Source organism: Nitrospirota bacterium, from assembly GCA_040756155.1.
Classification (GTDB): Bacteria; Nitrospirota; Thermodesulfovibrionia; order JACRGW01; family JBFLZU01; genus JBFLZU01.
This window is the reverse complement of record JBFLZU010000030.1, coordinates 1-5,674: the sequence shown is the minus strand read 5'-3', so window position 1 is coordinate 5,674 and position 5,674 is coordinate 1. Positions and strand designations below refer to the sequence as shown.

Annotated in this window: 7 protein-coding genes and 1 pseudogene; 4 read left to right on the top strand and 4 right to left on the bottom strand. The window is 40.0% G+C overall.

The genetic code is table 11. The features are described 5' to 3' along the window. Positions 1-121: 4Fe-4S binding protein (locus AB1488_02800; GenBank protein ID MEW6409026.1), on the bottom strand; the 121-nt coding region annotated here is incomplete at its 3' end. Between the two features lie 110 nt (positions 122-231). On the opposite strand from AB1488_02800, the gene AB1488_02795 reads away from it, so the two are divergent. From AB1488_02795 to AB1488_02785, 3 genes and pseudogenes are all read left to right on the top strand, one after another. Further along, the gene (locus AB1488_02795) at positions 232-927 is read left to right on the top strand and encodes a type 1 glutamine amidotransferase (protein MEW6409025.1); all 696 of its coding nucleotides are present in this window, start codon (positions 232-234) and stop codon (positions 925-927) included. Positions 928-1,055: 128 nt separating this feature from the next. Continuing rightward, positions 1,056-2,384: a glutamine synthetase family protein gene (locus AB1488_02790; protein MEW6409024.1), complete on the top strand. Its 1,329-nt coding sequence runs from the start codon at positions 1,056-1,058 to the stop codon at positions 2,382-2,384. Continuing rightward, positions 2,368-2,415 (top strand): annotated as a pseudogene (locus AB1488_02785) (hypothetical protein). Before AB1488_02790 ends, AB1488_02785 begins: the two are co-directional and overlap by 17 nt. On the opposite strand, the gene AB1488_02780 reads toward AB1488_02785, so the two are convergent. Both AB1488_02780 and AB1488_02775 read right to left on the bottom strand, forming a co-directional pair. Next, positions 2,406-3,788: a TldD/PmbA family protein gene (locus tag AB1488_02780; GenBank protein MEW6409023.1), complete on the bottom strand. Its 1,383-nt coding sequence runs from the start codon at positions 3,786-3,788 to the stop codon at positions 2,406-2,408. The pseudogene AB1488_02785 and the gene AB1488_02780 overlap by 10 nt on opposite strands. Beyond that, complete coding sequence (locus AB1488_02775) at positions 3,785-4,795, bottom strand: aspartate-semialdehyde dehydrogenase (protein ID MEW6409022.1); 1,011 nt, start codon at positions 4,793-4,795, stop codon at positions 3,785-3,787. The genes AB1488_02780 and AB1488_02775 overlap by 4 nt, the downstream gene beginning before the upstream one ends. A gap of 366 nt (positions 4,796-5,161) precedes the next feature. Here AB1488_02775 and AB1488_02770 point away from each other — a divergent pair, with 366 nt between their 5' ends. Next, entirely contained in the window at positions 5,162-5,326 is a 165-nt protein-coding gene (locus AB1488_02770) for a hypothetical protein (GenBank protein ID MEW6409021.1), read from the top strand. Positions 5,327-5,348: 22 nt separating this feature from the next. On the opposite strand, the gene AB1488_02765 is transcribed toward AB1488_02770, so the two are convergent. Continuing rightward, positions 5,349-5,674: hypothetical protein (locus AB1488_02765; protein ID MEW6409020.1), on the bottom strand; the 326-nt coding region annotated here is incomplete at its 5' end.

The following is a 5,674-nucleotide window of genomic DNA, read 5'->3' as shown; positions in this document are numbered from 1 at the left end:
TATGGATATTTGCATCATAAGGACACTGCTGGATGCATACAAGGCATTCAATACAGCGCTCTGTGTCTCTATCAACTATAAAATCAAAAAAGTTACTACTTCTCGTATCTCCTACTGCCATATATTATACCTCTTTTTATTGGTAAATAGTAACCGTTATGATAAAATAATCTTTAAAAACATGTCAATAAAATTAAGCGTTGTACTGAAGAATAGAAGGAAAATAAAAGGTTGTCAGTCTTAATAATTAAAAATATAATTACAGAAGGCCCGGGAACGATAGAGGATTTCCTGAGAGAACAGGGTATTCCTTTTAGTATCATAGAACTCGGTTCCGGAGAGATACCACCTCCTTTAAAAGGATTTGATACCCTCATAGTTATGGGTGGGCCTATGGGTGTATACGAGATGGATAGATATCCCCATCTCATGGTAGAGTCACGTATAATCAGAGAAGCGATTAACAGAAATATGAAAATCCTTGGCATCTGTCTCGGTGCCCAGATGATTGCTTATTGCCTCGGTGCAGAGGTTTATCCAGGGCCAGAAAAAGAGATAGGATGGTACGATATAGAGATTACAGGAGATGGTTTAAAAGATCTCCCTATGAGGAAGATTGCGATTCACCCCATGGTCAGAGATTTCTGGAGGAGGTTTAAGGTCTTCCACTGGCATAGTGATACCTTTGACATTCCACTGGATGCTGTATTGTTAGCAAGGTCTGAGCTATATAAAAATCAGGCATTCAGATACAGAGATAATGTCTATGGATTTCAGTTCCATATAGAAGTTACAAGGGATATGCTCCTTGAATGGTTTAAGAACAGTCCTGAGATAGACCGCATAATAGAAGAAACAGAAAAGATATATGAGGAATATATAGGTAGGGCAATGAATTTTTATAAGGTTTTTTTCCGAAGGGGGTGATATTATTGTAAACTTAAAAATTAAAGAGTAAAAATCAAAATTATGGAAGATTTTTTTAAATTTAAATAAAATTCCTTAATTTTACATTTTGCATTTTAATTTTTGATTTTCTAAGGAGGATTTAAGTGATGGAAAAACCAAGAGACAAAAAGGATGTGATGGAGCTGATAAAGAAAAATGATGTGAAGTTTGTCAGGCTCTGGTTTACTGATATCCATGGCCAGCTCAAAAGTTTTGCGATTCCGGTTGAGGAACTCGAATATGCCTTTGATGAAGGTATGGGATTTGATGGCTCATCCATCAAGGGTTTTGCGAGGATTGATGAAAGCGACATGATCGCAAGGCCGGATCCAACCACCTTCGCCATACTTCCATGGAGGCCAAAGGAGAAGGCTGTTGCGAGGATGTTCTGTGATATCTATGAACCGGATGGCTCCCCGTACAAAGGAGACCCTCGATATATCCTTAAGTTGAACCTTGAGAAGGCAAGACAGAAGGGATTTACGTTTTATCTAGGCCCTGAGCTCGAATACTTCTATTTTAAATCTGACAAGGGTCCAGAGACACTCGATGAAGGTGGTTATTTTGATTATCCCATGGATGCTGCGGAGGACCTCCGTCGTGATACCATTCTCGCACTCGAATCCATGGGTATAAAGGTTGAATATTCCCATCATGAGGTAGCCCATTCACAGCATGAGATAGATTTAAGATATGAAGATGCATTGACAATGGCTGATATAGTAATAACTCACAGGGTAGCTGTGAAGGAGATTGCCAAAAGGTATAATCTCTATGCCACATTCATGCCAAAACCCATATTCGGTCAGAACGGAAGTGGCATGCATACCCATCAGTCCCTTTTTGAAGGTGACAGGAATGCCTTCTTTGACCCAAAGGATCAATATTTTCTCTCGGATATTGCGAAGAAATACATTGCAGGCCAACTTACCCATATAAAAGAGATAACACTTGTTCTCAATCAATGGGTCAATTCTTATAAAAGGCTTGTACCCGGATATGAAGCCCCTGTCTATATCTGCTGGGCAAGACGAAACAGGTCTACCCTCGTGAGGGTTCCCCTTTATAAACCAGGCAAAGAGAAGGCAACACGCATAGAGCTCCGTTCACCAGACCCTGCCTGTAATCCCTATCTTACCTTTGCCTGTATGCTTCAGGCAGGAATTAGAGGTATAGAGAAAGGCTATGAGCTTCCGGAGCCTATAGAGATGGATGTTTATCACCTTTCTGATGAAGAAAGGAAAAAATATAACATTGACTGTTTACCTGGAAGTCTCATTGAGGCTATAGAATATGCAGAAAAGAGTGAACTTCTAAGGGAAACCCTCGGCGACCATATCTTTGAACAGCTTATAATCAGCAAAAAAGTAGAGTGGGATGACTACCGAATAAGAATTCACCCTTATGAGATAGAACGATATCTACCAATTCTTTAAATCAGGATTACGCAAAACTTACTACACCTCTCCTCCGACAACCATCCTTGGTATCCTTATTGTTGGCATGGCATCGCTAACAGGAACGCCCTGTCCATCTTTTCCGCATGTCCCTATAGAAAAACCGAGGTCATTCCCCACCATATCTATCTGATTTAGTATCTCAGGCCCGTTTCCTGTTAATGTTGCTCCTCTGACAGGCTCTCCTATCTGTCCATACTCTATTAAATAACTCTCATTTACTTCAAAGACAAAATCACCATTTACGGTATTGACCTGTCCTCCTCCCATCTTCTTTACAAAAAGCCCTTTATCAATGGATTTAATTATATCAACAGGATTTGATGTTCCCAGTGCAATGAATGTATTGGTCATCCTCGGTATGGGTTTGTGTTTATATGATTCTCTGCGTCCATTCCCTGTTGGTCTAACACCGTCCTTCATCGCTGAAAGCCTATCATACATATAACCCTTAAGTATTCCATTTTCAACCAGTACCGTTCTCTGTGCCTCTACCCCTTCATCATCAAATCTGAATGAGCCTCTTTTATTAGGTAAAGTAGCATCATCAACGACGGTAATTATTTTTGATGCAACCTGTTTCCCTATCTTGCCTGAAAAGACAGATAACCCTTGCTGTGCAAGGTCAGCCTCGAGTCCGTGTCCTATTGCCTCGTGAATCATAGTTCCACCTGCCTCAGCGGATATAACCACAGGCATCTTTCCACCATGAGCTCTCTTTGCTGAAAGCATCATTACAGCTCTCTTCGATGCCTTTTCTGCTACGACCTCAGGTGGATGTTCATTGAATATCTCAAAACCAATAAGGCCACCCACAGGTTCATATCCTGTCTGGATGATATCGCCATCAGAAGCAATTACATTAATAAAAAAGAGTGTATGGATTCTTTCATCCTCCGCCATCAATCCCTCAGAGTTACCTATCTGCACCTTTTGAATAACATCTCTATATGAGACTGTAACCTGCCTTATCCTGTTATCATATTTTCTGCTCAGGGTATTTGCCTTTGATACAACACTAACCTTTTCAGAGATACCAACTGATTGTGGATGTCTTTTAATTGTAAAGTCAACAGATGGATTTCTCCTGATGAGATTTATGGTTGTATCTTTTTCTGTCTGTTTGACTACATTACTTGCTGTTTCTGCAAGTTCTATGAGTGCTCTCTCTGATAGTTCATTTGTGTATGCATATGCTGTTTTTCCGTTAAATATTATCCTTATCCCTGCCCCTATATCTATACCTGATATGACCTTCTCTATTTTATTGTCTTCAAGAATTATACCTGTAGGTCGTGTATGTTCAACAAATATCTCGGCATAATCACCGCCCTGTCGCAGGGCCCTCTTTAGAATCTTCTGAATTACCTCATAGGAAATCATATCAGGTGTTCTGCTATCTGAATGGCATTAAGCGCAGCACCCTTCCTGAGATTGTCACCCACAATCCACATATTAAGTCCATTGGAGACTGATTCGTCTTTTCTTATCCTGCCAACATACACATCATCTTTACCGGCTACATCGATTGCAAGAGGATAGATATTTCTTGATGGGTCATCAAAGACTATAACGCCAGGAGCAGTCGAAAGTATAGCCCTTGCCTCATTTGGATGTAACTTTTTTTCTGTCTCGATATTAACAGACTCTGAATGACCCATGAAGACAGGCACCCTTACAGTCGTGGCGGTAATCCTGATGGAGTCGTCCTCCATAATCTTTCTTGTCTCATTCACCATCTTCATTTCTTCTTTTGTATAGCCATTTTCAAGAAATGCATCTATATGAGGAAGGCAGTTGAATGCTATTTGATAAGGATAGACATTACACTTTATCTCTTTAAAGTTTAATATATCTGTTGTCTGTTGAAGTAGTTCATCCATAGCCCTTTTCCCTGTTCCTGAGACAGACTGGAATGTTGTGACGACTATCCTCTTTATTCTGACAGCATCGTGCAGGGGTTTAAGCACTACAACCATCTGAATCGTAGAGCAGTTTGGATTTGCAATTATCCCTTTATGCCTTGCTATTGCAGGAGGGTTAACCTCAGGAACGACGAGGGGCACCTCTGGATTCATCCTGAAGGCACTTGAGTTATCAATAACTACAGCGCCAGACTCGACAGCCTTTGGTGCAAACTGGAGGCTCCTCGATGCCCCTGCTGAAAATAGGGCAATGTCAATACCTTTGAAGGATTCTTCAGTAAGTACCTCGACAGTTACATCGCTACCCATAAACTCAACTTTCTTTCCTTCTGATTTCTCTGATGCAAGTGGAACAAGCCTCTCTACTGGAAATTTTCTCTCCTCAAGTATCTCTATCATCTCATTACCAACTGCACCTGTTGCACCAGCCACCGCAACCACATATTTTTCTTTTCTCTTTAACATTGCTCTGAATTCACCCCTTTACCCCGTTAGAATGCCCCGCTGCTTGCAGCGGGGATGAAAATAATTTTCCTTTTTGAGCGAACACGGGGTTAATGCCCCGTGTGAGTCCCGTTTAGAAATTTAAAATTTCTAACGGGATGAGCCTTCCCGTTAGAAGGCGGAGTCTTCTAACGGGGTTTACTTTAATTTATAAATCTTTCTCTATTTATTTAAGACATTATATTACCATAACCTTACGCAATCTTTAAAGATTATTTTATACAAGGAGAGTGGTGAGGATATTGACAACCAGAAAGTTATCTGATACCGTTGAAGCGTAGAAACGGCAGTTGTTAGTAAAGATGTCTCAGAAGGAGGGATTTCAAGATGGAAAGGCGTGATCAAAAAACACAGGATAAAATGGATTATGATATCTCAATAATAAGGACCCAGATGTGGATTGAAGATTTCCAGATGAGAAGGCAGGGGATGTCTTTAGCAAGATTAAAAGGCATCAAAAAACCATTGACATTCATGGGAGTTTTAATATAATTAGAGTAATCCTGACCTGTCGTCAAATAACGAAGAGATCAAAGCTTTCTCCAAATTTATTAAGCCACATGACATGGCTTTTTTCCTCGTTTATAATCTCATCAACAATTTCTTCTTCCTTGACTAAACCTCTTATGCCATAAAAATAAAGTAATGTCTCTTTCTCAAAACCAATAGCAAAATTAATAGCGTCTGCTCCTGTTTTTATATGCTTAAGTGAGGGTAGGGATTTATTTCTGCCAAGGAAGAATTCTGATTCAACAATAGCCCTTAAATATTGAGAAACAACTTCCCATCCTTCTGGTTCTTCGTCACCTACTATTTCTTTTAGTTCGGAAAAGGTCTTTT